25 protein-coding genes and 1 pseudogene are annotated in these 24483 nt (G+C 72.9%); 11 read left to right on the plus strand and 15 right to left on the minus strand.

Features of this window, described 5'->3' with window-relative positions; translation table 11 throughout:
- The first annotated feature begins 93 nt into the window (after window positions 1-93).
- Entirely contained in the window at window positions 94-603 is a 510-nt protein-coding gene (locus tag ACZ47G_RS31260) for a transglycosylase SLT domain-containing protein (RefSeq protein ID WP_465748439.1), read from the plus strand.
- Window positions 604-749: 146 nt separating this feature from the next.
- On the opposite strand, the gene ACZ47G_RS31265 is transcribed toward ACZ47G_RS31260, so the two are convergent.
- The 3 genes from ACZ47G_RS31265 to ACZ47G_RS31275 form a co-directional block, all read right to left on the minus strand.
- A complete protein-coding gene (locus ACZ47G_RS31265; RefSeq protein WP_465748441.1) occupies window positions 750-1733 on the minus strand; it encodes an aldo/keto reductase in 984 nt (327 codons plus the stop codon).
- Between the two features lie 67 nt (window positions 1734-1800).
- On the minus strand, window positions 1801-2430 hold the full coding sequence (locus tag ACZ47G_RS31270; RefSeq protein WP_465748443.1) for a LysE family translocator: 630 nt from the start codon (window positions 2428-2430) through the stop codon (window positions 1801-1803).
- Window positions 2431-2656: 226 nt separating this feature from the next.
- Window positions 2657-3508 (minus strand): LysR family transcriptional regulator, encoded by an 852-nt coding sequence (locus ACZ47G_RS31275; protein ID WP_465748445.1) that lies wholly within the window; start codon window positions 3506-3508, stop codon window positions 2657-2659.
- A gap of 105 nt (window positions 3509-3613) precedes the next feature.
- On the opposite strand from ACZ47G_RS31275, the gene ACZ47G_RS31280 reads away from it, so the two are divergent.
- The 3 genes from ACZ47G_RS31280 (at window position 3614) to ACZ47G_RS31290 (ending at window position 5589) form a co-directional block, all read left to right on the plus strand.
- Window positions 3614-4129, plus strand: coding sequence for a cupin domain-containing protein (locus ACZ47G_RS31280; protein WP_465748649.1), 516 nt, complete (start codon window positions 3614-3616; stop codon window positions 4127-4129).
- Window positions 4126-4485: a DoxX family protein gene (locus ACZ47G_RS31285; RefSeq protein WP_465748447.1), complete on the plus strand. Its 360-nt coding sequence runs from the start codon at window positions 4126-4128 to the stop codon at window positions 4483-4485. The genes ACZ47G_RS31280 and ACZ47G_RS31285 overlap by 4 nt, the downstream gene beginning before the upstream one ends.
- 255 nt (window positions 4486-4740) lie before the next feature.
- Window positions 4741-5589 (plus strand): siderophore-interacting protein, encoded by an 849-nt coding sequence (locus ACZ47G_RS31290; RefSeq protein ID WP_465748449.1) that lies wholly within the window; start codon window positions 4741-4743, stop codon window positions 5587-5589.
- 109 nt (window positions 5590-5698) lie between these two features.
- Here ACZ47G_RS31290 and ACZ47G_RS31295 read toward each other — a convergent pair whose 3' ends face one another.
- Both ACZ47G_RS31295 and ACZ47G_RS31300 read right to left on the minus strand, forming a co-directional pair.
- A complete protein-coding gene (locus ACZ47G_RS31295) occupies window positions 5699-6358 on the minus strand; it encodes a hypothetical protein (protein ID WP_465748451.1) in 660 nt (219 codons plus the stop codon).
- Between the two features lie 215 nt (window positions 6359-6573).
- Window positions 6574-7701, minus strand: coding sequence for an alkene reductase (locus tag ACZ47G_RS31300; RefSeq protein ID WP_465748453.1), 1128 nt, complete (start codon window positions 7699-7701; stop codon window positions 6574-6576).
- A gap of 92 nt (window positions 7702-7793) precedes the next feature.
- Here ACZ47G_RS31300 and ACZ47G_RS31305 point away from each other — a divergent pair, with 92 nt between their 5' ends.
- Window positions 7794-8192 (plus strand): MerR family transcriptional regulator, encoded by a 399-nt coding sequence (locus ACZ47G_RS31305; RefSeq protein WP_465748455.1) that lies wholly within the window; start codon window positions 7794-7796, stop codon window positions 8190-8192.
- A 32-nt stretch (window positions 8193-8224) separates the two neighbouring features.
- On the opposite strand, the gene ACZ47G_RS31310 is transcribed toward ACZ47G_RS31305, so the two are convergent.
- The 3 genes from ACZ47G_RS31310 to ACZ47G_RS31320 form a co-directional block, all read right to left on the minus strand.
- The gene (locus ACZ47G_RS31310) at window positions 8225-9124 is read right to left on the minus strand and encodes an alpha/beta fold hydrolase (protein WP_465748457.1); all 900 of its coding nucleotides are present in this window, start codon (window positions 9122-9124) and stop codon (window positions 8225-8227) included.
- A 137-nt stretch (window positions 9125-9261) separates the two neighbouring features.
- Window positions 9262-10416 carry a glycosyltransferase family 4 protein gene (locus ACZ47G_RS31315; RefSeq protein ID WP_465748651.1) on the minus strand — a complete coding sequence of 385 codons (1155 nt, stop codon included), beginning with the start codon at window positions 10414-10416 and terminating at the stop codon, window positions 9262-9264.
- Window positions 10417-10478: 62 nt separating this feature from the next.
- Complete coding sequence (locus ACZ47G_RS31320; RefSeq protein ID WP_465748459.1) at window positions 10479-11657, minus strand: fatty acid desaturase family protein; 1179 nt, start codon at window positions 11655-11657, stop codon at window positions 10479-10481.
- Window positions 11658-11993: 336 nt separating this feature from the next.
- Here ACZ47G_RS31320 and ACZ47G_RS31325 point away from each other — a divergent pair, with 336 nt between their 5' ends.
- Complete coding sequence (locus ACZ47G_RS31325; protein ID WP_465748461.1) at window positions 11994-12599, plus strand: hypothetical protein; 606 nt, start codon at window positions 11994-11996, stop codon at window positions 12597-12599.
- An 82-nt stretch (window positions 12600-12681) separates the two neighbouring features.
- On the opposite strand, the gene ACZ47G_RS31330 is transcribed toward ACZ47G_RS31325, so the two are convergent.
- Window positions 12682-13056 (minus strand): winged helix-turn-helix transcriptional regulator, encoded by a 375-nt coding sequence (locus ACZ47G_RS31330; protein ID WP_465748463.1) that lies wholly within the window; start codon window positions 13054-13056, stop codon window positions 12682-12684.
- An 84-nt stretch (window positions 13057-13140) separates the two neighbouring features.
- On the opposite strand from ACZ47G_RS31330, the gene ACZ47G_RS31335 reads away from it, so the two are divergent.
- Window positions 13141-14049: an NAD(P)-dependent oxidoreductase gene (locus tag ACZ47G_RS31335; RefSeq protein ID WP_465748465.1), complete on the plus strand. Its 909-nt coding sequence runs from the start codon at window positions 13141-13143 to the stop codon at window positions 14047-14049.
- Between the two features lie 84 nt (window positions 14050-14133).
- Here ACZ47G_RS31335 and ACZ47G_RS31340 read toward each other — a convergent pair whose 3' ends face one another.
- Window positions 14134-14913, minus strand: a complete 780-nt coding sequence (locus ACZ47G_RS31340; RefSeq protein ID WP_465748467.1) for an NAD(P)H-dependent oxidoreductase — start codon at window positions 14911-14913, stop codon at window positions 14134-14136.
- A 155-nt stretch (window positions 14914-15068) separates the two neighbouring features.
- Here ACZ47G_RS31340 and ACZ47G_RS31345 point away from each other — a divergent pair, with 155 nt between their 5' ends.
- Window positions 15069-15923 (plus strand): helix-turn-helix transcriptional regulator, encoded by an 855-nt coding sequence (locus tag ACZ47G_RS31345; RefSeq protein WP_465748469.1) that lies wholly within the window; start codon window positions 15069-15071, stop codon window positions 15921-15923.
- 96 nt (window positions 15924-16019) lie between these two features.
- On the opposite strand, the gene ACZ47G_RS31350 is transcribed toward ACZ47G_RS31345, so the two are convergent.
- On the minus strand, window positions 16020-16760 hold the full coding sequence (locus tag ACZ47G_RS31350; RefSeq protein WP_465748471.1) for a VOC family protein: 741 nt from the start codon (window positions 16758-16760) through the stop codon (window positions 16020-16022).
- Between the two features lie 57 nt (window positions 16761-16817).
- The gene (locus ACZ47G_RS31355) at window positions 16818-16967 is read right to left on the minus strand and encodes a hypothetical protein (RefSeq protein WP_465748473.1); all 150 of its coding nucleotides are present in this window, start codon (window positions 16965-16967) and stop codon (window positions 16818-16820) included.
- Window positions 16968-17576: 609 nt separating this feature from the next.
- Here ACZ47G_RS31355 and ACZ47G_RS31360 point away from each other — a divergent pair.
- Complete coding sequence (locus ACZ47G_RS31360) at window positions 17577-19337, plus strand: ABC transporter ATP-binding protein (protein ID WP_465748475.1); 1761 nt, start codon at window positions 17577-17579, stop codon at window positions 19335-19337.
- Between the two features lie 25 nt (window positions 19338-19362).
- Here the strand turns inward: ACZ47G_RS31360 and ACZ47G_RS31365 are convergent.
- Both ACZ47G_RS31365 and ACZ47G_RS31370 read right to left on the minus strand, forming a co-directional pair.
- Window positions 19363-19494: pseudogene (locus ACZ47G_RS31365) on the minus strand (GMC oxidoreductase); the annotation flags it as partial.
- A gap of 191 nt (window positions 19495-19685) precedes the next feature.
- The gene (locus ACZ47G_RS31370; RefSeq protein WP_465748477.1) at window positions 19686-20660 is read right to left on the minus strand and encodes an aldo/keto reductase; all 975 of its coding nucleotides are present in this window, start codon (window positions 20658-20660) and stop codon (window positions 19686-19688) included.
- Between the two features lie 336 nt (window positions 20661-20996).
- Between ACZ47G_RS31370 and ACZ47G_RS31375 the strand changes: the two genes are divergently transcribed.
- Complete coding sequence (locus ACZ47G_RS31375) at window positions 20997-21338, plus strand: hypothetical protein (protein ID WP_465748479.1); 342 nt, start codon at window positions 20997-20999, stop codon at window positions 21336-21338.
- A gap of 681 nt (window positions 21339-22019) precedes the next feature.
- Window positions 22020-23876 carry an ABC transporter ATP-binding protein gene (locus ACZ47G_RS31380; protein ID WP_465748481.1) on the plus strand — a complete coding sequence of 619 codons (1857 nt, stop codon included), beginning with the start codon at window positions 22020-22022 and terminating at the stop codon, window positions 23874-23876.
- 241 nt (window positions 23877-24117) lie between these two features.
- On the opposite strand, the gene ACZ47G_RS31385 is transcribed toward ACZ47G_RS31380, so the two are convergent.
- Window positions 24118-24321, minus strand: coding sequence for a hypothetical protein (locus tag ACZ47G_RS31385; RefSeq protein ID WP_465748483.1), 204 nt, complete (start codon window positions 24319-24321; stop codon window positions 24118-24120).
- Window positions 24322-24483: the final 162 nt, after the last annotated feature.

Here is a 24483-nt window from a genome sequence, read left to right on the forward strand (position 1 = left end):
CGTCTCCCGCGTTGACCGTCTGTCTACCCGTGCCGCCTAGCGTCCCTCCTCGAACCCGGCCCGACCCGGGCCGGCGCCGAAGGGAGAACACTCGTGCTCCGCAAAACCCGCGCACTGCTGACCGGTTCGGCTGTCGCCCTGGCGCTCACGCTCACTTCGACCAGCTTCACCGCCCATGCCGCCGGGGACCAGAGCGGAATCGACGCCTGCGCCCGGGAGGCCCAACTCGCCGGCTTCGCGAAGGACAAGTCCGGCGAGGGCCGCAACGACGACGCGATCTACGCCGTCGCGATCGCCATGGCCGAGTCCGGCTGCGACCGGCTGGCCGTCCACACCAACCAGCCCACCGACCCCGACCCGGGTACCAAGGACCTCGGCGCCTGGCAGATCAACGAGCGGTGGTACCCCGAGGTCCACTACCACGACGCCGAGGTCGTCACCGCCGAGAACTGGCAGGACATGGGCTGGTCGGCCCGCAAGGCCTTCAGGATCGACACCGACGGCACCGGCCGGGGCTGGGCCTCCTGGGCGGCCTGGAAGCTCGGCACCTACCAGCAGTACCTCGGCCAGGCACGCGACGCGGTCTACCGCGTCTGGCAGTGACGCCCCACTGCGGGTGACCAACTCGCCCGCCCGCCCGCCCCTCCGCCCGTCCGGCCCGGCCGGGAGTGCGGAGCGGTGACGGAGCAGGGGCGGCCCGTGTTCGGGCCGCCCCTGCTCCGTTGGTCTGCCCGCGCGGCGGGCCCGGGCTACCAGCGGTCGTGCACCTGCGGCCGGATCCGGCGGTCGTACAGCTCCCGGACGGCGTCGAGGGTGGCCGTCGGCAGCGGCGCCAGCGCGGCGGCGGCCGCGTTCGCCCGGGCCTGCTCGACGTTGCGGGCCCCGGGGATCACCGTCGTCACGCCCGGCTGCTGGATGATCCAGCGAAGCGCCGTCTGGGCGGCCGTCGCGCCCTCGGGCGCGAGCGCGGCGAACTCCGCCGCCGCCTCGACGCCCGTCGCGAAGTCCACCCCGGAGAAGGTCTCGCCCTGGTCGAAGGCCTCGCCGTGGCGGTTGTAGGTGCGGTGGTCGTCCGGGGCGAAGACGGTCTGCTTGCCGTAACGGCCCGACAGCAGCCCCGAGGCGAGCGGCACCCGCGCCAGGATCCCGACCCCGGCCGCCTCGGCGGCGGGCAGCACCCGCTCCAACGGCTTGAGCCGGAACGCGTTCAGGATGATCTGCACGCTCGCGACGCCCGGGCGCGCGATCGCGGTCAGCGCCTCCGCGCACGTCTCCACGCTCACCCCGTAGGCGGCGATCCGATCCTCCGCGACCAGGGTGTCCAGGGCGTCGAACACCTCGTCGGAGGAGTAGACGGGCGTCGGCGGGCAGTGCAGCTGCACCAGGTCCAGCCGCTCCACGCCCAGGTTCGCCCGTGAACGGTCCGCCCAGGCACGGAAGTTGGCGAGCCGGTAGTGCTCGGGCCGCTGCTCGACCCGGCGGCCGAACTTGGTGGCGACGAACACCTCCGCGTCCGGGCGCTCCTTCCGGAAGCGGCCGATCAGCCGCTCGCTGCGGCCGTCGCCGTAGACGTCGGCGGTGTCGAAGAGCGTGACACCCGCCTCCACGGAGGCGTCCAGCACGGCCAGGGCGTCCTCCTCCCGGACGTCCCCCCAGTCCGCGCCGAGCTGCCAGGTGCCGAGTCCGACCACCGAGACGGGACGGCCGGTGCGGCCGAGTACGCGCTGTTCCATGCCGCGAGCCTCTCACGCCACGCCGGGCGACGCCCACCCCGGCCCGGGGCCGGCCCCGCGACCGGCCCTACCGCTCGACGGCGAGGCGCACGCCCAGGCCGATGAACACGCCGCCGGTCGCCACGTCGAGCCGACGGCGCGCGGCCCTGCGTCGGCCGAGCCAGCCCCCGATCCTCCCCGCGAGCACGCCGACGGTGCCGTCCACCAGGAACTCGAGCACGACGAACACCGCGCCGAGGACCAGGAACTGCAGCCAGACCCGGCCCAGCCGAGGGTCGACGAACTGTGGCAGGAACGCGATGGTGAAGGTGACCATCTTGGGGTTCACCAGGTTCGTCAGCAGCCCGCGCAGGTACGCCCGCCGACCGGAGACCCCGCCCGCGCCCGTGGGCTCGACCCGCTCCGTGCCGCGGTGGCGGATGGCTTGCACGCCGAGGTACACGAGGTAGCCGGCGCCGGCCAGGCGCAGGGCGGTGAACGCGGTCGGCGCGGCGGCGAAGAACGCCGTCAATCCCGCGGCCGCGAGCGTGATGTGGACGATCTCGCTGGTCGCGACCCCGGCGGTGGCGAGCAGTCCGGCGCGCGCGCCGCCGCGCATCCCGCAGCCGAGGACGAACAGCATGTCAGGTCCCGGGCTGATCATCGCGACGAAGGTGGTGATCAGGAAGACGGCGAGGAGGTGTTGGTCGACGGGCATGGGTCGATGCTCGTACGAGCGGTTGAGCCGTGCAAACGATATCCGCGGAGCGAGACGCGAACGCCCGTGGGCAGCCGGTAACTTGGAGCCGATCCCGGTCCTCCGGGCGGTCCGTAGCGGGCCACGGTCCGGCCGGGACCGGTGCTCCGAGCCAGGTACTGAGGGCGGGGCGCGGTTCGGCCGGCTCGGTCCGAGTGCCCCAGGCCCTGTCCGGGGGCCGAACCGTTCAGCGGCGGTAGACGGCCGTCGCGAGCTCGACCAGGGAGCGGATCAGCGGGTTGCCGTCGCCCTCGTTCCACGCCGCCACCACCCGGCTCGGTGCCATGTCGGCCAGCGGCACCACGGCGAGTTGCGCGGGCAGGTCGTGCCCGAGCGGCATCAGGCCGACGGTGCCGTTCCAGAGCACGGCCTGCAGGCATTCCTGGACGGCCCGTACCACCGGGCCCTCGCGCGGGATGCCACCGTGCCAGTAGGACTGCCAGCCGGGGTCGGTGCCCGGTGGGAACCGGAACCAGCGGCGGTCGTCCAACTCGGCCAGCCGTAACCGGTCGCGGCCGGCCAGCGGATCGTCGGCGCGCAGGACCACGCCGACCGGGTCGGCCCGGAGCGTACGGACCGTCAGGGCGGTTTCGTCGAACGGCGCCCGGGTCAGGGCGACGTCGACCAGTCCGGCGCGCAGCCCGCAGGTGGGGTCGGTCAGATCGGTGTCGCGGACGCGGATGTCGATGCCGGGGTGGCGCCGGCGGAAGGCGGCGGCCAGGCCGGAGATCCCCGGGTCGGTGCCGTCGCCCAGGATGCCGACGGTGACGGTCGCGGCGCCGGCCGCCGCGCTCACCCGGGCCCGGAGCCGGTCGGCGTGGTCGAGCAGTCCCCGGGCCTCGTCCAGCAGCACCGCGCCCACGGGGGTGAGCGCGACACCGGCGGGGGAGCGGGTGAACAGCAGGGCCCCGACCTCGGTCTCCAGCCGCTTGATCGCCCGGCTCAGCGGCGGCTGGGTCATGTGCAGCCGGTGGGCCGCCCGGCCGAAGTGGAGTTCCTCGGCGACGGCGACGAAATAACGCAGGGTCTGTAGCTCCACGCTGCCACGATACCCATCCGGTATCGGCGCTGCAGGACCGGTCTTGGACAGCCGGTGGGCGCCGGCGGTGGAGTGGTGGGCATGACCGAAGACCTCGCAGAAGACATGGCAGACGGCACCGAGAGCGGCACCGGAACCGGCGCCCGGACAGCCCCCGCCGTTGTTCTGGTGCGCCCCGGCGAGGGCGAGACGATCGTGCTGGGCACCACGCGGATGCGCGTCCTGGAGGACGGCAGCCACACCGGGCACCGCCTCGCGATCGCCGAGTCCGTGCTCGCCCCGCACACCGAAGGGCCGCCGCAGCACCGCCACGCCCAGCACGACGAGGGCTTCTACGTCCTCTCCGGCACCGTGTGCTTCACCGTCGGGGAGCAGGACCACGACGCCGCGGCGGGCACACTCGTGATCGTCCCGCCCGGCACCCCGCACACCTTCGCCAACCGGACCGACCAACCCGCCATCCTGCTCAGCACGTTCACCCCCGACCTGTACGTGCAGTACTTCCGTGACCTCGCGGAGGTGCTCGCCGCCGGCCGGCCGCTGACGCCCGGGGCGAACATCGAGGCGATGAGCCGCTACGCGACCGAGCCCGCGACCACTGCCGCCCCGGGTGCCGCATGAGCCTCGCCTACTGGATCGTCGCGGGACCGCTGGCGCTCTTCTACGGCTACGCGGGCACGCTGAAGACCGTCCGCAGCCCGGATCGGCTCCGGCCGATGATGGCCTGGGTGGACCGCCTGCCGCCGGCCGCCCTCAGGGCGCTGGGCGTGGTGGAGGTGCTCGGCGCGGCCGGCCTGGTCCTGCCGCCGCTGACCGGCATCGCGCCCGCGCTGGTGCCGGCCGCGGCGATCGGCTTCGTGCTGCTGCAGGGCGGGGCGGTCGCCGTCCACCTGACCGGTGGGGACCGCCGGCTCGGCCTCAACGCCGCACTGGTCACCGCCGCCGCCGTGGCCGCCTGGCTGGCCGCCGGGTCCTGAGCCCGGTCAACCGGGAGGCCTGACGGCACGGGCGTCGGCCCGCCACCACGCGGTGGCGGGCCGGTGCCCGTGACGGGCTCCCTCGTCAGGAACGGCAGCAGCCCGCGCGCCTCCTCGCTCGGTGACCGGATCGCCGAATACCGCGGGCTGGACCAGTGGGTCGGCCCGCCGCGCTGACCGACGAGGCCCCCAGGAGTGCTAAGTTAGGTAAGCCTAACTAATAGCGCGACCACCAAGCCCAGGGGGGCACACACCATGGCAGACCAACCGACCCGCCGCACGCCACGGGCCCGTGAAGCACGGGTGCTGCGCACCGAGCGGATCACGCCGCACATGGTGCGACTGGTCCTCGGCGGTGCGGGGCTGGCGGACTTCGACGCCGCCGAGTTCACCGACCACTACATCAAGGTGCTCTTCGCACCCGAGGGCGTCAGCTACCCGGAGCCCTTCGACATCGCGCGGATCCGCGCGGAGTTCCCGCCCGAGCAGCGGCCGATCACCCGGACGTACACCGTGCGGGCCTGGGACCCGGCGCAGTGCGAGCTGACCGTCGACTTCGTGGTGCACGGCGACGAGGGCCTGGCCGGACCGTGGGCGGCCCGCGCCCAGCCCGGCGAGACGGTGCGCTTCCTGGGCCCCGGCGGCGGCTACGCCCCCGACCCGAGCGCCGACTGGCACCTGCTGGCCGGTGACGAGAGCGCGCTGCCCGCGATCGCCGCGGCGCTGGAGCGGATGCCCGCCGACGCGCTGGTGCACGCCTTCATCGAGGTGGCGGACGCCGCGGAGGAGCAGAAGATCGTCACGCCCGCCAGGGCCGGGATCAGCTGGCTGCACCGCGGCACGCGCCCGGTGGGCGAGGCGCTGGTCGAGGCGGTGGGCGCGCTGGAGTTCCCGGCCGGCACGGCCTCCGCGTTCGTCCACGGTGAGGCGGGCTTCGTGAAGGAACTGCGCCGCCTGCTGCGCGTGGAGCGCGGCATCCCGCGCGAGCGGCTGTCGGTCTCGGGCTACTGGCGGCTCGGTCAGAGCGACGAGGCCTGGCGGGCGGCCAAGCGCGAGTGGAACGCCCAGGTGGAGGCCGAGCAGGAGCAGGCCGAGCAGCAGTAGGCCGAGTAGGAGCAGGCCGGCTGATCCACGCCGCCGCCGGGCGCCTCCGTGGCCGGGAGGCGAGCCGGACGGCCGTCGGGGGACCGTGGCCGTGGGGGCCGGCTGTGCGTCAGCCGGCCTTCCAGGCCAGGGGCTTGTCGTCCTTGTCGAGCCACAGGACGTACTTGAGGGGCTGGTCGGCCGGGGCCAGGTAGATGGCGCACTCGTGCTCGCTCTGCCCCTTGACGAAGTCCTTGCCGCCCTGGGGCACGTCGCTCTCGCACTTGGGGAAGGCGCTGAGCAGGTCGACCTTGCGGGCCTGGGCGGTGTCGCTGATCATGGCGTGCAGCCGTACGTTGAAGTACGGCTCGTAGATCCCGTTGCCGCCGGTGTGGGTGTAGGTGACGCTCACGTAGTACGGCGTCTTGCCCGTCATGTCCTCCGGCTTGAGGAACTTGGCCAGGTCCGCGATGTCGCCCTTGACCACGCTGGTGGGGCCGATGGTGACGGAGATGTCGCCCTTCTCGCTGTCGGTGTAGGTGCCCTTCGCGGTCGTTGCGGGCGCCAGCGCGCCGGCGAAGCGGCTCGGGGCGGAGGGCGTCGCGGTGGGCGCCGCCGCGGTGATGCTCGGTGCCGCGGTGGCGGCCGTCGACGGCGGGGCGGTGTTCGGGCCGGTGGTGGCGGTGGCGGTGGGGGCCGCGCTGACGGGGCCGTCGCTGTTGTCGGGGCCGCAGGCCGTCAGGAGGAGGGCGAGCGCGGCGGCGGCCGGGATGGCGGTGGTACGGAGCACGGTTGCGGAGCGCAAGGAATCCCCCGGGAGAAATCACGATCGGTCCGACCGAGGCGGATGTCCCTCGTCGGTGCGGGCGAGCCCGGCGGTGTCCGCGTGGCTTGCCCCTGTGATCCTCACCGATCCGCCCGGGCGCCGCCTGAGTACGCGTACTCAAGGTCGGGCACGTACGTCCCGTCATGGCGGCCGGGGCGGGCCGCGCTCCGTGGAGGGGTTCAGCCGGCGGGGGATTCGGCGGTGAGCGTCGGGTAGTCGGTGTAGCCCTCCTCGCCGCTCGCGTACATCAGGCCGGCGCGTACCGGGTTGAGCGGGGCGCCGGTTCGGAGGCGCTCGACCAGGTCGGGGTTGGCGAGGAAGCCGCGGCCGAAGGAGATCAGGTCGGCTCCAGCGGCGAGCAGGCGCTCGGCGGCGGCGCGTCCGCCGTCTTCGGGGAGCGGCCCGCCCCAGCCGAGGACCGGGTTGGCGATCAGCACGCCGCTCCAGGCCTTGCGGATCTCCTGGTATACCAGCGACTCGGGGTCGGCGAAGACGACGTGCAGGTACGCCAGTCCGTCGCCGGCCGGTCCGTCGCCGGCCAGTTCACGGAGGAGCGCGCGGTAGATCTGCTCGGTGTCGCCCTCGTCGATGCCGCTACCGGCGAAGCCGGGCGCCACCCGGACGCCGACCCGCTCGGGGCCGATGGCCGCCGCGACCGCCCGGACCACTTCGAGGACGAAGCGGATCCGGTTCGCCACCGGGCCTCCGTACCGGTCGGTGCGCCGGTTGGTCCCCCGGGCGAGGAACTGGTGCAGCAGGTAGCCGTTCGCCGCGTGCACCTCGACGCCCGCGAAGCCCGCGTCGACGGCGTTGCGGGCCGCAGCCGCGAAGTCGGCGGTCGTCCGGTGGATCTCCTCGACGGTCATCTCCCGTGGCACCACCGCTTCCCGGTGCCCGCTCGCGGTGTGGATGGTGTCGGCCAGGGCGATCGGTGAGGGGGCGACCGGGTGCAGGCCGCTGTTCTCGGGGTGGCCGATTCGGCCGCCGTGCTGGAGCTGGAGGAACATCCGTCCGCCGGCCTCGCGTACGGCCTCCGTCACGGTGCGCCATCCGGCGATGTGCTCGTCGGTGTGGATCGCCGGGATGTTGGCGTACGTCTGGCCGACCGCGTTGGGGGTGGCGGCCTCGGCGATGATCAGGCCGGCGGTGGCGCGCTGCGCGTAGTACGTGGCCATGACCGGCTGCGGGACGCCGTCGGCGCCGGCCCGGGTGCGGGTCATCGGGGCCATCACCAGACGGTTGGGGAGGTGCAGGGGGCCCAGCTCGGCGGGCTGGAACAGGGACGGGGTTTCGGCGTTCGTCGTCATGCCGGAACCGTAGAAGCTAACATCGGTGTCAGGTTCAAGTGCTTCTCCGGCGCCAGGTGACGGGACGTCGGGCAACGGGGACGGGGGACGGGATGCGGATCGGCGAGCTGGCCCAGCGCACCGGTGTGAGCGAGCGCTCGTTGCGCTACTACGAGAAGCAGGGGCTGCTCTCCGCCGAGCGCACCTTGGGCGGGCACCGGGACTACCCGGACGGCGCGGTGGACCGGGTCGTCCTCATCCAGGAGCTCTTCGCGGCCGGTCTGCACAGCAAGAAGATCGCCGAACTCCTCCCGTGCATGCGGGACTCCGACGGTGCGCCGAACGAGATCGCCACCCCGCGCCTGGTCGAGGAGCTCGCCGCCGAGCGCGACCGGATCGACCGGTTGATCACCGATCTGATCCGCTCCCGCGAGGTCCTGGACGAGGTGATCGAGACCGCCTCCGGCCGGGCTCGACTCAGCATGGTCGACGGCGAGTCCAGGGCCCTCTGACACCGGCCGGGCGGGACGCCGGCCGGGCGGGATCAGCGCCCGGAGACGGCGGGCTGGGCCGCGGTGGTGGGGTCCGGCAGGGTGGGGCGGCTCCCGGTGATCAGGGCGCGGAGCGCGGCGGCCAACGGCTCGGGGCGTTCCTGCATGGCGACGTGGCCGGTCCCGGGGAGGGCCAGGAGTCGGACGTCGCGGACGGCCGCGTAGGCGCGGGGCGCGGTGCGGAAGGGGACGAGGCGGTCCTCCCGGCCGTAGACGAGCAGGGTGGGAGCGGTGATCCGGCGCGCCTGCTGCCAGGGCGAGGACGTTCCGCGGTGCAGGTAGGTGCGGACGACCGCGCGCACGCCCGCCGTCAACATCCCCGGGGTGTGGGGGAGTTCGGCGCGGCGCAGGCGTTCCCGGGCCTCCGTCGTCCGCTGCTCGGGGGTGACCAGGGCGGGGTTCGCGTAGATCAGCCGGTAGAGGTCGTCGAGCTGGCGGTCCGGGCTCTGGGCCGCGAGGCGCCGGGCGTACAGGTGGTGGGCGCCGGGCAGGGCGAGCAGCGAGAGCCGCAGGGCCTGGGGCGGCGGCAGAGCGGGCAGCACGGGGGAGACCAGCGTCAGGGTGGCGACCAGGCCGGGACGGTGGGCGGCGAGGTGGAGGGCGGTCAGGGCGCCGAGGGAGTTGCCGACGAGGTGGACGCGGCGGTGCCCGGTGCGCTCCAGGTGGCGGGCGACGGCGGCGGCCTGCCGGGCGACGGTGACCCGGCCGTCGGGCGGGGGTGCGGACCTGCCGAAGCCGGGGAGGTCCAGGGCGAGGCAGTGGACGGACGGCCGCAGCAGGCCGGTCAGCGCGGCCCAGTTGTGGGTCCACCCGCCGAGGCCGTGCAGGAACACGGCGGTGTCGGCGGCGGGAGCCGTACTGGGGAGGTACTCGGCGGCGAGGGGCTGGTGCACGGTGGTCCTCATCTCGGGGGCTCGATGCGTGGCGCGACGGGCCCGATGCGGGTTGCGAGGCGAGTTGCGAGGCGAGTTGCGAGGCGGGTCGCGAGTCGGGCACGACGGGTCGCGACGCGGGTCGCGGGCGGGTGCCGTCAGCCGGTCCCGACCGGTCGGCTCCGCGGCCCGGCCGTCTCAGCGATGGCCAGCCGGTAGTGCCCGATCAGCTGGTCGCCGACCTCCGCCCAGCTGCGCCCGGCCACCGCCGCGCGGCCCGCCCGGCCGAGTTCCGCCCGTAGCCCGCCGTCCCGGGCGAGCCGTTCGACCGCCGCCCGGAACGCGTCACCGGAGCCGGGCGGGACGAGCAGGCCGGTGCTCCCCGGCCGGACGAGGTCCAGCGGCCCGCCGGCGGCCGGGGCGATGACGGGCAGGCCGCTGGCCATCGCCTCCTGGACGGTCTGGCCGAAGGTCTCGTACGGGCCGGTGTGCGCGAACACGTCCAACGAGGCGTAGAGCCGGGCGAGTTCGGGCCCGGTGCGGCGGCCCAGGAAGAGCGCGTCCGGCAGCGCGGCCTCCAGGGCGCTCCGGCACGGGCCGTCGCCGACGACCACCAGCCGTACGCCCGGCAGCCGGGACGCCGCGGCCAGCCGGTCGACCTGCTTCTCCGCCGCCAGGCGACCGACGTAGCCGACCAGCACCTCGCCGTGCGGGCCGAGCCGGCGGCGCAGCGCCTCGTCGCGGTGGCGGGGGTGGAAGCGGGCGCCGTCGACGCCGCGAGGCCACAGGTGCAGCCGGGGGACGCCCTGGGCGGCTAGCGCGCTCAGCGAGGCCTGGGACGGCGCCAGCGTCCGGGCGGCGCCGGTGTGGATGCGCCGCAGGATCCGCCAGGCGAGTCGGGCGCCGGGCTCGCGCGCCACCGGGAGGTAGGTCCTGGTGTACGCGGCCATGTCGGTCTGGAACACCGCCACGGTCGGGATCCCGGCCCGTCCGGCCGCCGCTGCCCCGGCCGCGCCGAGCGCGAACGGCCCGGCCAGATGGACGACTTGGGGCCGGTGCCGGTCGATGGCCGCGGCCAGCCGACGCCCGGGGAGGGCGATCCGCACCTCCGGATAGCCGGGCAGCGGCACGGACGGCACCCGGACGACGTCGTAGCCGTCGGCCCGCTCGGGGCCCCGTCGGGTCCGGGTCGCCGGGGCGACCACGAGCACCCGGTGCCCGCGCGCCACCAGGTGCTCGGCCGTCCGGAGCACGCTGTGGGCGACGCCGTTGACCTGCGGGGCGAAGGACTCGGTGACGATCAGCACCCGCAGGCGGCCGCCGTCGCGTACCGGGCCGCCCGGGGTGCGTACCGCCGCCCCGGAGGGGGCCGCGCTCACCGGGCGGCTCCCATCGCGGGCCCGGCGGCCGTCGCGGGCCCGGCTTCTGTCGCGCGCCCGGCTTCCGTTGTGGACCCGGCTTCTGTCGCACGCCCGGCGGCCGTCGTGGACCCGTCTTCTGTCGCAGGCTCGGCGGCCGACGGCGGCTTCGGTTCGATGGAGCGGCCGACCGCCCGGAGGTCCCGCAGGATCTCCCGGAACGAGTCGACGAGCCCGGCGTCGCAGTAGTCCACGCCGATCTCCGAGCAGTAGGCGCGCACGATCCGTGAGGCCGGGCGCAACGCGACCACCGGCATGGCCGGGAAGAGGTGGTGCTCGATCTGGAGGTCGAGGCCGCCGAACAGGAAGTGGACGAACCGCCCGGCCCGGAGGTTGCGGGAGGGCAGCACCTGCCGGCGCAGGTAGTCCGTGTGCTCCTCGGCGGCGCCGGTCATCGGCATGCCCTTGTGGTTGGGCGCGAAGACGCACCCCAGGTACACACCGAGCACGGCGCCGCACAGCACGGCGAACGCGAGCGCCTGGAGCGGCGTGAGGACGAGCAGCAGCAGAGCCGCCGCCAGGGCGTAGTGCAGGGCGGCCAGGGTCCGTTCCAGCACCGGGTGGCGGAGCGGGCCCCGGGCCAGGGTCAGCCCGGTGGCGACGACCAGGCCGAGTGCCTGGAGGGAGAGCAGCGGGAAGAACAGCTCCGCCTGGTGCCTGGCGATGAACCGCCTCAACCCCCGTGTCCGGTCGGCCTGTTCGGTGGTGCGGACGAAGAGGATGGCGTCCGCCGCCGGGTCGCGGCCCTCGCGGTTGGGGTGCGCGTGGTGGCGGTTGTGGTCGCTGACCCACCAGCCGTAGCTCATGCCGACCACCAGGTTGCCCAGCAGGATCCCCGCCAGGTCCGTCGCCCGGCGCCCGGAGAACACCGCGTGGTGCGCGACGTCGTGTCCGAGCAGCGCCAACTGCCCCAGCAGGAAGGCGAACAGCGGCGCGAGGCCGAGTTGCCACCAGCTCGCTCCGAGCGCGGTGAACCCCGCCAGCATCAGCCCCGAGGCGACGAGCAGGGCACCGGCGCGGCAGGCGTAGTACAGCGGACGCCGGCGCAGCAGCCCGGCCTCCGCGACGCGTCGCCGCAGCTCGGCGAAGTCGCCGTGCCGGACGGCGCGGGCGGTCGGGACGTCCTGAACGGTCATGTCACCTTCCGGGTGTGGGCTCGATCCGGCCGATCCCGGCCGCCGAACCACGGGGCCCGCTCCGGATGCGCGGAGCCTTTCGCATGCGGCCGGTTGCTGTCCCGCCCCGTTCGCGGATGTTCCGGGGAAGTGCCCGATCGGGTGGACGGACGGGCTGGTTGTCCGGCCGTCTGTCCGAAGGGCGCCCGTTCGTTCCGGCGGCCCTTCGGCGGTGACCGGCGGGAGGGGCGTGAACGGGAGGGGCGTGGAGTTGACGAGATCGTTCGTGCTCGGGAGCATGTGTCACCGCGCGTGTGCACGGGTGCACGCGGAATCGGTTTCCTGGGGTGTGGGGTCATGACGTTGCTGGTGTCCGGGCTGGGCGTGCGGAGGGCCGGTGTCGCCGTCGCGGCGGCGCTGGTGCTGGCGGTCTGTGCGGCCGGGGGAGCCTCGGCGGAGGGGCTCGGCGCCGGCCCGGTCGGGACCGCGACGCTCGGCGGGGCCGGGCAGGTCAGCGCACAGCACCTCGTGCCGCGGACGCCGGCCGCGCCCGGCATCTCGCTCACCGAGGGCGAGGTCGGCCAGGTGGGTCCGCGCGGCACGATCACCTACCCGTCCGTGACCAGCTGCCTGGTCGTCACCGTCTACCTGCGGGACGGCGGCAAGGTCGGCGGCCACGCGAGCCTGTTCCAGGTCCCGGGGAAGTACGCCTCGGACGAGATCCTCCCCGCCATCAGGCGCGCCGTCGGCCACCGCCCGGTGAAGGCCGTCGACGTCAGCGGGGCCGTCGGGGCCTGGAACCCCTCCTACTTCGAGAAGGCCATCGAGCGGTACACCGAAGGAACGCCCCCCGAGCCGACGGGCGACGCGCAGCGGATCGGCGACACGGTGGCCGAGCTCCTGGGCCGGCCGCGCGCCGAGGTCACCGTCCACGACCTGCCGGACGGCGACATCACGAGGTGAACCGGGCAGCACCGGGCGAGCGGGCGCCGGCCGGGCCGTCGGGTTCGCGGCCGGGGAGCGGAGGCTGAACTCGCCGCCCGGTCTATCCGCCGACCGGATCCCCGGCCGCGTCGACCACTGGGTGGCCCTCGCGGTCGATCCGCTCGCGCCCCCAGACGCCGAGCGGCCGGAGGGCCTGATTGAGGGTGTGCCCGTGCTCGGTGAGGGAGTACTCGACCCGTGGCGGCACCTCCGCGTGGACCTCCCGGTGCACCAGGCCGTCGGCCTCCAGCTCGCGCAGGTGCTGCGTCAGCATCTTCTCGCTCACTCCCGGCAGGGCGCGGCGGAGTTCGGCGAAGCGGCGCACGCCACGGGTGTCGAGTTCCCAGAGGATCAGCCCCTTCCACTTGCCGCTCACCACGTCGAGCGCGGCGTCGATGCCGCAGATGTACGGCCCTTGCCTCGGTGCCTTGGCCATCGCCGACCCCCCTTACTCATTGGTTAGTACCGCAGAAAATAGTAGGTACTTCCGGGAGCGGTGACGCTCTCCGAGCATGGAGGGGTGAACGAACGACAGAACCACAGCAGCAAGCAGAACCGCGCCGTCACCGTGATCGGGCTCGGCCCGATGGGACAGGCGATGGCCCGAACCCTCCTCACCGCCGGCCACCCGGTGACCGTCTGGAACCGCACCGCCCACCGGGCCGACGGCGTCGTCGCCGCCGGGGCGGTACTCGCGGCGACGCCCGATGAGGCGGTGGCGGCCGGTGACCTCGTGATCCTCAGCCTGACCGACTACCAGGCGATGTACGACATCCTCGACGGAGCCACCGGGTCGCTGGCCGGCCGGACGCTGGCCAACCTCGGCTCCGACACCCCCGACCGCTCGCGCGAGGCGGCGGCCTGGGCGGCGGGCCACGGCGCGGCCTTCCTCACCGGAGGCGTCATGGTCCCCGCGCCGATGGTCGGTACGGCGGCGTCCCAGATCTACTACAGCGGCGACGGCCAGGTGCTGGAGCGCCACCTGGCGGCGCTGACGCTGCTGGGGACACCGAAGTACCTGGGGGAGGACCCGGGGCTCGCGCAGCTGATGTACCAGGCCCAACTCGCGGTGTTCCTCAGCACCTTGTCCGGACTGATGCAGGCGACCGCGATGCTGGGCACGGCCGGAGTGAAGGCCCCGGCGGCGCTGCCGGAGCTGCTCGCCTCCGCCGACTCGATCGGCGCCATCCTGAGGGCCGGTGAGGAGACCCCCGGCACGGCGCTCGACGCCGGAGAACACCCCGGCGCCCTCAGCACGGTCACCATGATGGGCGCGACGGCCGACCACATCGTCGACACCAGCGCCTCGGTCGGCCTCGACCTCGCGCTGCCGCTGGCCGTGCAGGCCCACTACCGGCGCGCGATCGAGAACGGACACGGCGGCGACAACTGGACCCGGATCATCGACAGCATCCGAGGAGCGCGCTGACCGGATGAGGGAGCGGGGGCGCCCGGACACGCGCCCCCGCTCGTCCGGTTCGCGCAACCGCTCGCCCCGGTCCGTCGTCGGCGGTCAGCCGCGCACGTGCAGGCCGAAACCCGTGCGGCCCGCGGGTTCCAGGCCCTCCTTCAGGTGCAGCGAGGGGAGTTCGTAGTCACCGAAGTTCTGCGGCCGGAACGCGATCGGCTCGGTCGACTCCAGGGTCAGCAGTCGCCGCTCCCAGGCCTCGGCGACGGCCGGGTAGTCCTCCTCGGTCATCCGGTCGGTGCCGTACAGCACGAAGGGCGGCAGCACCTCGATGCCCGGGTAGTAGAGGACGCCGTGCTGGAACGGGAACAGCAGGTCGTCGATGGGGCCGTTGATCCCGCGCGCGGCGTAGTGCGACCGCGGGCCGCCGGTGGTCACCGACAGCAGCGCCCTGCGGCCCGCGAGGGTGCCTTCGCCGAAGCGCTCGCCGTACTTGGTGTCGCTGTGCTCGCCGACGCCGTACGCGAAGCGGTGGGTGAACACCCGGTCCACCCAGCCCTTGAGGATCGCGGGCATCGTGTACCACCACAGCGGGAACTGGAAGATGACGGTGTCGGCCCACAGCAGCTTCTGCTGCTCGGCGAGGACGTTCGGGGTGAGCGTCCCGGCCTCGAAGGCCCGGCCGGAGTCCCGGGCGACCCTCAGTGGGTTCGAGGCCTCGGGGCCGTAGTCCGCGGCGTCCGCGACGGCCTTCCAGTTCATCGCGTACAGATCGCTCACCAGTACCTCGTGCCCGGCCTTCTCCAGGGTGGTGACGGCGAGGTCCTTCAACGAGCCGTTGAGCGACTTCGGTTCCGGGTGGGCGTGGACGATCAGCGTCTTCACGGGAACTCCTTCGGATCGGATGCGTTCGGATCGGACGGCTTCGATCCTGGACGGCCCGGCGCCCGGCGTTCAGGGGCGCCGCTTCCGTCGGACCGGACTTCCTGGTACCGGCAGGGCCACCCTCGCGGGCTCGGCCGGGGGCGATACTGGGGCGCATGGACGATCTCGCGGGCTTCCTGCGGACCCGGCGTGCCCGGGTCGATCCGGCGCTGGCCGGCATTCCCACCGACCGGCGCCGCCGGGTCGAAGGGCTGCGCCGCGAGGAGGTCGCGCACCTGTCCGGCGTCAGCGTCGACTACTACGTGCGCCTGGAGCAGGGCCGCGCGACCCAGCCCTCCGAGCAGGTGCTCGACGCGCTCGCCCGAGTCCTCGACCTCGACGAGACCGAACGCGGGCACCTCTGCCGCCTCGCCCGGCAGTGCCGCCGCCGCGCGAAGTCGCCGGGCGGCCGGATCCGGCCGGAACTGCTGCGCGTCCTCGACCTGGTCGTCGACGCACCCGCGCTGATCATGAACCACCGCCTGGACGTACTCGCCGGGAACCGCCTCGCCGGACTCGTCCTCGGTCGCCCGGTGCCGGGCCTGAACACCGCCCGGCACATCTTCCTGGAGGAACTTGACGGCGGCCTCTACGCGGAGTGGGAGGCCTGCACCCTCGACGTGGTCGGGCACCTGCGGCTGGCCGCCGGCCAGTACCCCGACGACCCCGGGCTGGCCTCGCTCATCGGCGAACTGGCGATGGGCAGCGAACGCTTCCGCCGCCTCTGGGCCCGCGCGGACGTGCGCGCCCGCACCCACGGGCGCAAGGTGTACCGGCACCCGCTGGTCGGACTGCTGGAACTGCACCAGGAGAACTTCGCACTGCCCGACGACTCGGGCATCGAACTGCTGGTGCTGTCCGCAGCCCCCGGCAGCCCCGCCGAGGACGGGCTGCGCCTGCTCGCGGGCCTGGGCGCGGACGCCGACGACGTGCATCCCCCGGTGAACGCCCGCACCGGCGGCCGTTCGTGATCGGACATTCTGCCCGCGCCCACCGACGGCGGGGCTTCGGTGGGCGCGGGCCGGGGGCCAGCCGGGAGCCAGGGGCCGGGCGCCGGGGGCCGGGGGTCAGCGGGGGCTGAGGAGGCAGAACTCGTTGCCCTCCGGGTCGACCAGGACGGTCCAGGGGATCGCCGACTGGTCGATGCCGGGGTCGGTGGCGCCCAGGGCGCGCAGCCGGGCCTCCTCCGCCGCGAGGTCGTCCCCGCGGTAGGGGCTGATGTCGAGGTGGACCCGGTTCCACCCGCTCTTGGTGTCCGGAGTGCGGAGGAACTCCAGGTAGGGGCCCACGCCTTGGGCGGAGCGCAGGGTCGCCTGCGCGTCGGTGACCTCGTGCAGCGTCCAGTCCATCGCCTCGCCCCAGAACCGGGCCATCTCCCGCGGGGCGGCGCAGTCGACCACCACCGCGGCGATCGGCCCGGTGTCCCGGTAGACCGGGCGGGGCTCCAGGACGCAGAACTCGTTGCCCTCCGGGTCGGCCATGACCGTCCAGGGCACGTCGTCGCCCTGCCCGACGTCGGCGAGCGTCGCGCCGAGGTCCTGCAACCGCGCGACCAACTCCGCCTGGTGCGCGGCCGATTCGGTGGCCAGATCCAGGTGCACCCGGTTCTTCACCGTCTTGGGCTCCGGGCGGGCGACGATGTCGATGCAGACGGCCGCCGGGTCGGGGTAGGCGAAGCCCACGGGTTCGAGGTTGGTCACGCCCGGCCCCTCGCTGTCGACGCCCCATCCGAGCGCCTGCGCCCAGAACCGGCCGAGCGCGGAGTCGTCCCGGGCCTTCATGTTGATCTGCACGAGTCGTGTCGCCATGCCGCAGATCCTAGGGCGGCTGCGGGCCCACCCGGGCAGGTGGTGAGTGAGGGCGCGTCAGCTGACGTCGCCGACGGCGGCGAGTCCGGCCCGGGGCAGGCGGGCGATGCGGGCGAGGGCCGCGGGCCCGTGACGGACGGTGACGCGATGGCGCGCGAGGTCGATGCCGGCCGACCTGACCACCCGGTCGTCGACGACGTCGAGCACATCCCGCGCATCCCGCACCACCGGTGCCCCGGAGTGTCAGCAGGCAGCCTGGCCCGGCCGAGTGCGCTCACAGCCGTGCGGACACTGGCTACCGTCCCGTCGGCCGCCGTTCCCACCCTTGGCGGCCTGCGCACTGCCCCGTTCGGCGCCACCGAATCCGAATGGTGTTTCACCTGGTCAGAGCCGGTGGGGCTGGGCCCGGTGCCGTTCTGGAGCTGCGCGTGGCCGGGGCGTGGCGATACTGGAGGGGTGGAACGAATCCGCGTGGTGTGTGGCGCGTGACCCACGGCCCCGCCCGACGGATCCGACCACGGCACGGCAGATCCGACGCCGCTCCCCCGCCAAGTCAACGCCTCGTTGACGAGTGCGAGGGCGGAACGCCGGTGAGACGAGAGAAAGAAGTCAGCAATGAGTTACTTCGACCGTCGCGACCATGACCACGGACGTCGGCGTCGTCGTCGTCACAACCGCCGTAGGCGGTTCGGATTCTGGTGACGGTGGGGCCGATGAGGACTGCGTGAAGTAGTCCGTCATAGCTTCAACCCAGGGGCCGGCGGCATCGCCGTCGGCCCCTCATCCTGTCCTCCGCATGCCGAACGGGGTGCCGACGTGCACGGTGCAACGTCCTCGGGGGGCCGGGCGGACCCGGCTGCCGACCAGGGCCCGGTCGCGGACTCGCCCGACATCCCGCTACGCGAGCTCTTCCGCCGCTTCTGGCCGTGGGTCCGTCCGGACGTCCGGTGGCTGCCGTTCAGCGCGGCCCTGCTCGTCCTGGGCGCCTTCGGCGAGGTCGTCTCGGTCTGGCTGTTCAAGGACCTGATCGACGAAGTCCTCGTGCCGCGCCGCTTCGGCGACTTCTGGCTGCTCGCCGGGCTCATGCTGGGCGCGGCCGTCGTCGCCGGGCTGTTCACCTACGCGGGGACGTACACCAGCACCAGGACCGCCGAACGCTACATGCTCCGGCTGCGCACCGACACCCTCGCCCATCTGCACACCCTGCCGCCCGACACCCTGGAGACCCGCTGGCGCGGTGACCTGGTCGCCCGGCTCACCAGCGACATCGCCGCGATCGAGCAGATGGTGGCCACCGGGCTGGTCGAGGGCGCGGTGGCCACCGTCAGCCTGCTGCTGTTCACCGGCGCCGCGTTCTACCTCAGCTGGCCGCTCACGCTGGCCGCACTGGTGGTCGCACCCCTGTTCATCCTCGCCACCACCCTGTTCGGGCGGGGCATCCGCCGCCGGGAGCGACAGGTCCAGCGCCGCGCCGGCGGCGTCACCGCCCTGCTGGAGGAGACGCTGCGCAACGCCGTCGTCACCCGGACCTACGGCCAGGAGGGCCGCGAGGTCGAACGGGTCGACCGGGAGGGCCGGGCCCTCCTCAACGCCGAGCTCTCCGCCGCCCGGGTGGCCGACCTCTACCAGCCCTTCATCGGGGTGCTGCAGCTGCTCGCGGGACTGGTCGTGGTGGGCGTCGGGGCCTTCGAGGTCATCCACGGCCAACTGAGCCTCGGCGGCCTGCTCGCGTTCGCGGCCTTCATGGCCCAGCTCTTCGAACCCGCTCAGCAACTGGCCGGGCTCGTCCCCCTGGCGGGCGCCGCCTGCGCCTCCGGCGAACGCCTCCTGGAACTGCACGACCTGACCAGCCCCGTACGGGAACGCGACGGCGCCCGGGACACCGGGCCGGTGCGCGGCCGGATCACCTGCGAGGACGTCCGCGCCGCCTACCCGGGCGCCTCCGGGGCCCCGGTGCTGGCCGGCCTGGACCTCGACCTCCGCCCCGGCGGGACGCTCGCCGTGGTCGGCCCGAGCGGCAGCGGGAAGTCCACGCTCGCCAAACTGCTGGTCCGCTTCCTCGACCCGGAGAGCGGAACCGTCCGCCTCGACGGCCAGGACATCCGGGAGCTCACCCTCGCCTCCCTGCGCCAGGCCGTCACCCTGCTGCCCCAGCAGGCACCGCTCTTCCACGCCTCCATCGCCGACAACATCGCCTACGGCCGCGCCGCCGCCGCCCTGCCGGACGAGATCGAGCGCGCGGCCCGGAACGCCGGCGCCCATGACTTCATCACCGCACTCCCGGACGGCTACCGCACGGTCATCGGCGACGACGGCTTCCAGCTCTCCGGGGGGCAGGCCCAGCGCGTGGCCATCGCCCGGGCCTTCCTGCGCGACACCCCGGTCCTCGTCCTGGACGAACCCACCACCGGACTCGACCCGCACACCGTCGAACAGCTCATCCCCCCGCTGCGCCGCCTGATGGCCGGCCGCACGATCATCCTGATCACCCACGACCGGGCCCTGCTGCCCCTCGCAGACGACGTGCTCGACCTAGGCCCGACCCCGGCAGCGGTCCCCGCCACCCAGCCGGGGTGATGCCGAACCGGGGCGGGGGAGTCGCTCAGTGCCGCGCCCCCTCGATGAGGTCCGCCGCCTTCTCCGCCGCCATGATCACCGGCGCGTCGGTGTTGCCGCGGGGCACCGACGGGAACACCGAGGCGTCCACCACCCGCAGCCCCTCGACGTCGTACACCCCGGCCGGCTCGGCGGCCGACCCGATCCCGGAGAGCAGCAGCTTCGGGGACCCGTAGGCGCCCGCGGAGAGGATCACCTCACGTTCGGCGCGGACCGTGGGCGTCGGGGCCATGGGCCGGAACCCGCTGCGTGGACGAGGAGAACCCGGCGCTGAGCGAGGTCGGGGGCTACGCGGGGGTGGTGCCGTCATCAGCGCTCCATCATCCTCATCTGCGCCGGGGTGTGGGTGTCCCCGGCGGCCGGGGGCAGGGCGCTGAGCCGGGCCAGCTGCTCGTCGGTGAGCTGGAGGGTGTCGGCGGCGGTGTTCTCCTCGACGCGGGCGACGCGGCGGGTGCCGGGGATGGGCGCGACGTCCTCGCCCTGTGCCAGCAGCCAGGCCAGGGCGACCTGTCCGGGGGTGGCACCGATCTCGGCGGCGATGGCGGAGACCTGGTCGGCCAGGTTCAGGTTGTGCTGGAAGTTCTCGCCGGTGAAGCGGGGGTTGTCGGCGCGGAAGTCGTCCGCCGCGAACTGCTCCGGGGAGCGGATCGCGCCGGTCAGGAAGCCGCGTCCGAGCGGGGAGAACGGCACGAAGCCGATGTTCAGCTCGCGCAGCACCGGCAGCACGCGGGCCTCGGGGTCGCGGGTGAACAGCGAGTACTCGGACTGCACCGCGGTGACCGGGTGCACGGCGTGGGCGCGGCGGATCGTCTCGGGTCCGGCCTCGGACAGGCCGATGTGCCGGATCTTGCCCTCGGCCACCAGCTCGGCCAGCGCCCCGACCGTCTCCTCGATCGGGGTGCCGGGGTCCACGCGGTGCTGGTAGTACAGGTCGATGTAGTCGGTGCCCAGGCGTTTGAGCGAGCCCTCGACGGCGGCGCGGACGCTCGCGGGGCTGCTGTCCGGCCCGCTCCCACGACCGGAGTAGGAGATCAGGCCGAACTTCGTGGCCAGCACCACCTGGTCCCGGCGGCCCTTGAGCGCGCGGCCCACCAGCTCCTCGTTGGTGTAGGGGCCGTAGACCTCGGCGGTGTCGATCAGGGTGACGCCCAGCTCCAGGGCGCGGTGGATGGTGCGTACGGACTGCTCGTCGTCGCTGCCGGCGCCGGTGTAGCCGTGGGACATGCCCATGGCTCCCAGGCCGATGCGGGAGACGTCCAGGTCACGCAGGCGGATGTGCTTCACGAGGATTCCCGTCGTTCGTTCGGTGGGGTGGTCGTGGTTGAGTGGCGCGCTGGTCAGGGGCGGACGATGACCTTGAGGGCTTCGCGGGCGTTCATCAGGCGGCAGCCCTCGGCGACGTCCTCGACGCGGACGTCACCGGCCCAGTGGAGCAGGGTTGCACGCATGGACTCAACTCTTCCTGACGGGGTCGGACCCGGCACCCGGGCCGGGGCGGCACCCTCGGGCTTCCTGCTACCCAGCGAACACCGCCCACCGCACGATCGGGGCCGGTGAGGGGACCCTGGCAAGGTCCCCCGCGCCCGGGTCCCATGAGGTGCCCGGACGTAGTGTCGGGGCATGGACCGACGCAGCGAGATCCGGGACTTCCTCACCACCCGCCGCGCCCGGATCACCCGCGAGCAGGCCGGCTCACACTCTGGTGATGAAGCCCGGAGAGCCGACCGCACCCTCGCGGAGCAGCTGGCCACGCTGTTCTACGACCTGGCCGGCACCCCGTTCAGCGACCACTGCTGGACACAGCCGGCCGGAGTGCACAGTCAGTTGAGCACCATCGACCAGGCCACGCCGCCCTGGAACTTCCCGGACTGGCGGACGCTCACCACGGCCAACGCCTACCGGATGGAGGGGCGTCCGCCCCGGCGACGGGGGAGTGGTAGGGGTAGAAGTCGCCTGCGGTGAAGGCCTTTTCGCCGTGGTAGTGGCCGGGCCCCTGGGCAAAGTCCGTAGCCCCATGGCACTGTGAGTGCGCGTGAGAATCGGCTCGGGCGGCGAAATCGGTGTTGCCGCGCCCAGCAGTCATGCTGGGTAACGGACCAAGCACAGAATCCGTTATCCGTTCAAGGAGTTGATGAATACCTATACGAATGTCTATGGCATTTCCAAGATGAACTCTTTGCTCAAACTGACGCTTCGCTCAAGTAGGTTGGGAGTAGCTCTTGAGAAGGGAGAAGATCATGGGAGTCTTCGACCGCTGGAACTTCGGACGCCATGAACGCCGGAGGGATCACGGAGACTACGGGGACAACAGGGACTTCGGGGACAATGGAGACGGCGGGGACCGCGGTGACTTCGGGGATCGCGGAGACTACGGTGACAGGGGCGGACGCGGCGACGGCGGTGACCGTGGTGGCCGTGGCGGCCGTGGTGGCTACTAGGACTCAGCTCTGTTGAATCGGCCATAGCCGGGCTTCGCGCCCGGCTGTGGCTGCAGGACCGGTCGAGCGCAGGTTTGTGGATCGGGCGGCCGGATCGCGCACCGGGCGTATTGAGCGGGTCACCGCTGAGCGGACTGAGCAGGTCACCGTTTGATGAGTAGGCCGCCGCTTGATGAGCAGGTCGCGTCTTGGACAACGCGGGGTGATGACCACGATTCGCGCCATCCGGTCGGTGATGCGGCGCCTGGTGACGGTCACCCAGGATTCCGACGAGATCGTCGGAGCCGCGCCGGCGATCCCCATGCGGGAATTGCTCCGGCGGTTCTGGCCCTACACATACGGTCGCCGACGGTGGCTGGTCGTGATATTCCTCATGATCGTGCTGGGGCCGGTCGTCGACACCGCCGAGATCTGGCTTTTCAAGATCGTGATCGACGACATGCTCGTCCCTCGCAATCTGCATCTCTTCCTGCCGATCGCGCTCGCCTATGTCGGGCTCACCCTGTTTTCAGGCGCCATCGGTTTCGCTGACAGTGTCACCTCCGCGTGGGTCAGCGAACGGTTCCTGCTCACCCTGCGATTCGACGTGTTCCGTCACGTCCAGGGCTTGTCGCTCGGATTCTTCGAGCGCCGAAGGCTCGGTGACATCCTGACCCGCGTGACCGGTGACGTCGAAGCCGTCGAGACGTTCCTGCTCTCCGGCATCGCCAACGCTCTCTCGCACGTCGTGCAACTGGGCATCTTCCTCGGCGTCCTGTTCTATCTCCGCTGGGACCTGACCTTGCTGGCCCTGGTCATCGCCCCGCTGTTCTGGCTCACCGCCCGAAGCTTCTCCGGTCTGATCAAGGCCGTCTCACGCGAACGGCGCCGCCGCAGCGGCTCGATCAGCGCGATTGCCGAGGAGGCCCTCGGCAACATCGCGCTCGTGCAGGCGTACAACCGCCAGAGGTGGGAACAGCAACGGTTCGAACGCGAGAGCCTCGGCCGCTACCGCGCGGTGATGGCGTCGACCCGGATCGGCGCGATGTTCGGACCGGTCGTGGACGTCATCGAGCTGAGTGGCGCGCTGATCGTCATGGGGCTGGGGACCTGGGAGCTCACCCAGGGTCGGCTCACGCTGGGCGGGCTGATGGTCTTCCTGACACTGCTGAGCAGGCTCTACAGCCCGATCCGGGGCATGTCGCAGCTGAGCAACACCTTCTACGCCGCCTCCGCCTCCGCCGAGCGGATCATCGAGCTGCTCGACCAACGCCCCCAGGTCACCGAGACCGCCCACCCCCGGCCGCTGCGGCACACCGAGGGAGCCGTCGAGTTCGACGGCGTCCACTTCCGCTACCCGCAAACGACCCGGTCGGCACTCGCGGACGTCTCCTTCAGAGTGGCCCCCGGCGAGACCTTGGCACTGGTCGGGACGAGCGGTGCCGGCAAGTCCACCATCGCGAAGCTACTGCTGCGTTTCTACGACCCCGACCAGGGCGCCGTTCGCCTGGACGGGCGTGACCTGCGCAGCCTCGGGCTCGACGACCTGCGTGACCACGTCTCGGTGGTCCTTCAGGAGACCCTCGTCCTGCACGGCACCGTCCGCGAGAACATCGCCTTCGGCCGCCCGGACGCCAGCGAGCAGGAAATCGTCGCGGCGGCCCGCGCCGCCGACGCCCACGACTTTGTCACCAGGCTTCCGGAGGGCTACGACACCGTCGTCGGCCAACGCGGCCGGCTCCTGTCCGGCGGACAGCGCCAGCGCCTCGCCATCGCCCGCGCGATGATCCGCGACGCGCCCCTCCTGATCCTCGACGAACCCACCACCGGCCTCGACGCCGAATCCGGACAACGCATCCTCCAGCCCCTCCATCGGCTGATGAGCGGCCGCTCGACGATCCTCATCTCGCACAACCTGCTCAGCGTCCGCGATGCCACCCAGATCGTCCTGCTGGAACACGGCCGGGTCACCGGACACGGCACCCACGACCAGTTGCTCGCCCACAGCCCCGCGTACGCCCGCCTCCAGCTCCTGCACGGGCCGCCGGACGACGCGTCCACGATCGAGGAATTCGCGCCCTGAACCACCCGAACCACCCGAACCACCCTGAACCCTCACAGCCGCAGGCCCCCGGCCAGACACGTTCTCCTGATGGGAAGATCCGAGAGTCCATGGACGACCCCGGGCCTCGGTTGTTCGGGCGGGTGCCCCTCGGAGGGGCCGCGGGGTGCGCACCCGCCGAGGACTGGTCGGAACTCTCCTGCGGGGACCGGGCGTTGGTCGCGGTTGGCCCGTCGCTCGGGGCGAGTCCCGGTTCGGTTGGTCAGCCGAGGTCGTGCTTGTTCGGCCAGCCGAGGGAGGTTTCGGCGAGCTGATGCCAGCCGTGGTCGACGGTCAGACCGTGGCCCGCGACCGTGTCGACGGTATCCGGCGCGTGGTGCCCGGCTTGGGCACCCTCACCGCGAACAGGTCGGCGTTGCTCACCGCCGAGCACTGCCTCCACCACCTCGCCGGTGCTGTCCACCACCTCGACATCACCGTCGACTGACCCAACGAACAAGGCCGGGCCCGGGGGGGGGTGGGGGGGGGGGGGGGGGGTTGTGGGGGGGGGGGGGGGGGGTGGGAAGGGGAAATCCGGGGTGTGGGCCCCACAAGCTAACAGGAGGGTCCAACCCACCCCAAAGAGGGG

The organism is Kitasatospora sp. NPDC030952 (genome assembly GCF_055571335.1).